General features: G+C 65.5%; 3 protein-coding genes. 2 read left to right on the top strand and 1 reads right to left on the bottom strand.

Translation table 11 applies throughout. The annotated features are described in order from the left end of the window. Positions 1-6: 6 nt before the first annotated feature. Positions 7-147, top strand: coding sequence for a type II toxin-antitoxin system RelE/ParE family toxin (locus I6U14_RS14510; RefSeq protein ID WP_296900229.1), 141 nt, complete (start codon positions 7-9; stop codon positions 145-147). A gap of 197 nt (positions 148-344) precedes the next feature. Beyond that, positions 345-1,676 carry a mechanosensitive ion channel domain-containing protein gene (locus I6U14_RS14505; protein WP_296900228.1) on the top strand — a complete coding sequence of 444 codons (1,332 nt, stop codon included), beginning with the start codon at positions 345-347 and terminating at the stop codon, positions 1,674-1,676. A gap of 269 nt (positions 1,677-1,945) precedes the next feature. Here I6U14_RS14505 and I6U14_RS14500 read toward each other — a convergent pair. Beyond that, positions 1,946-2,213 (bottom strand): type II toxin-antitoxin system VapC family toxin (locus I6U14_RS14500; RefSeq protein WP_296900227.1); only part of this gene is annotated, 268 nt, incomplete at its 5' end.

Raw genomic sequence — 2,213 nt, 5'->3', positions numbered from 1 at the left:
CCCAGCCTGGGCCGACCGGGTCGGGTCCTCGACACCCGCGAGCTCATGGTCACAGGCACCCCCTACCTCGTCCCATACACAGTCTCCGACAACGAGATCGTGATACTGCGCGTCCTTCACGGCGCGCAACAGTGGCCGCAGCGTTGACGGCCACGCCCATTTTGGGCAGTACGGACGTGCAGCATGCCAGCCGTGCGCTCAAGCTATGCGGTCAACCCCGTCGGCCCGGGATGTGATCGAGACGCCATGACAACCGTAGACACCCAAGGGGACCGGACGGCGCGACACGGCCCCGATCATCGGGCCGCGGTCCGTCGTTGGCCGTTCATCAAGGGAACACCGCAATGCACCAGATCACCGGGCCGCTCTTTGGCGCCCTTTGCGTGTTGCTCGTCTGTGCGACACCCGTCGCCGCACAGACGGAAGCACCCGCTCAACCGGAGAGTCCGATCAGTGCCCCGCACAACCCGGCGACGGACAATGCCATCGCCAAGCGCCTCCGGACGATCCTTGACGAGCTGGACGGCTACGATGGCGTTGAACTGACGGTCGAGTCGGGTGTCGTCACCCTCACCGGCGAAACGCGCGACAACACGTCGCTTGCGCGTCTCACGCAGATCGTCACCCGGATCGACGGGGTTGCAGCCATCAATAACCGGCTGACCACTGCGACCGGGCTTGAAGAGCGGCTCCTACCCTCCGTCGACCGCTTCATTCAGCGCGCCGCACAGACGCTCGCCTCCTTACCTCTGATTGGCGTGGCGCTGATCAGCCTACTGTCGATCTATCTCCTCGGTAGGGTGATCGGGGCGCTACCGATTTGGGCACGCATTGCGCCCAATACCTTTATCGCCGGGATCTACCGGCAGCTCGTGCGGCTCGTCTTCCTGATTGCCGGGCTGGTTGTCGCGCTCGATATTCTCGACGCCACGGCGCTGCTCGGCTCCATACTTGGCGCCGCGGGTGTCATCGGTCTCGCCATCGGCTTTGCCGTGCGGGATACGGTCGAGAACTTCATCGCGTCGATTATGCTGTCCATCCGCCAGCCCTTCCGCCCTTTCGACCTGGTCGAGATCGAGGGCGATGTGGGCAAGGTCGTGCGTTTGACCTCGCGCGCCACGATCCTGATCTCCCTCGATGGCAACATGATCCGCGTGCCAAACGCGACCGTCTTCAAGTCGCGCATCGTCAACTTCACCAGCAACCCTGAGCGCCGCTTCACCTTTTCCATCGACATCGACCCGACTGCCGACATGGCGGGACTCCGCGACCGCGCACAGGAGCAGCTGGCAAGCCTGCCTTTCGTGCTCGATGACCCCGCCAGCGACGTCTGGATCGACGAAAAGGATGGCAGTGATGTTGAGCTGTGTTTTGCCGCCTGGATCGACCAGACCAAAACCAGCTTCGCCCGCGCCCGCGGCGAAGCCATCCGCATCCTGCGCGCGATGGTGCAGGACGAGGGCGCCCTGCGCCCGCCACCGATCAGCCGCGTCTACACCATGGACGACCCCCAGGCCGCCATGCATCGCAACCGCGTCGCCGCGCACGATCTTGCCCCCGAGGCCATCGCCGATCTCAGTATCACGGACACCGGCGCGCTGGACCGGCTGGCGCAGGCCGATCGGGACAACGCGGATGCGCGTGATCTGCTCGGCCGCGGTCAAGCGCAGGAGTAAACCGTTGCTGGGCTCAGGATAGACACAAAGGTCAGAGTATTCATCGGCGTCACCGGCGTGGCCGCAAGCCGACCCAAGTCAGCAACGCCAGCGCCAGCATGCCGATCGAGACGACGACGAACACACGGTCAATGCCGTGGGTGAACACACCGCAGGGGTCTCACATCGCACACTGCGATGTTACGTGTGAGACCTGCCCCCTCGGTCTGACCCCCTCGGTCCCTGCGGGCGGCGGCCCTATGCCGTGGCACGGAGAACCCAGCGTTCCGTCAGGCCGCGAGCACCGGCGGCTGCAGCTTCAGCCGCTTGGCCAGCTTGCGGAATCGAGCATCGAAGGTCGCCAGGTGGTCGCAGTGCCCGGCCTGCGCCAGGTGCAGGGCATCGGAGAAATCCATCCCCTGCCGGCAGCCCTCCACCGCGCGGGCGACGGCGGCGGCCCGATCCACCACCAGGTTGTCGATCGCCGAGAGGTCTTCGAGCAGGGCAAGGATGTCCGCCTCGGGCAGGCCGTAGACGCCGCGCAGCACCCATTCCAGC

Source organism: Thiohalocapsa sp. (assembly GCF_019695415.1).
Classification (GTDB): Bacteria; Pseudomonadota; Gammaproteobacteria; order Chromatiales; family Chromatiaceae; genus Thiohalocapsa.
The sequence above is the reverse complement of the archived record's forward strand: the minus strand, read 5'-3'. Positions and strand labels throughout refer to the sequence as shown.

What these genes read in the sequence shown, in the direction of transcription:
- I6U14_RS14505 (WP_296900228.1), top strand. Translation starts at nt 345, where the DNA reads ATGCACCAGATCACCGGGCCGCTCTTTGGCGCCCTTTGCGTGTTGCTC.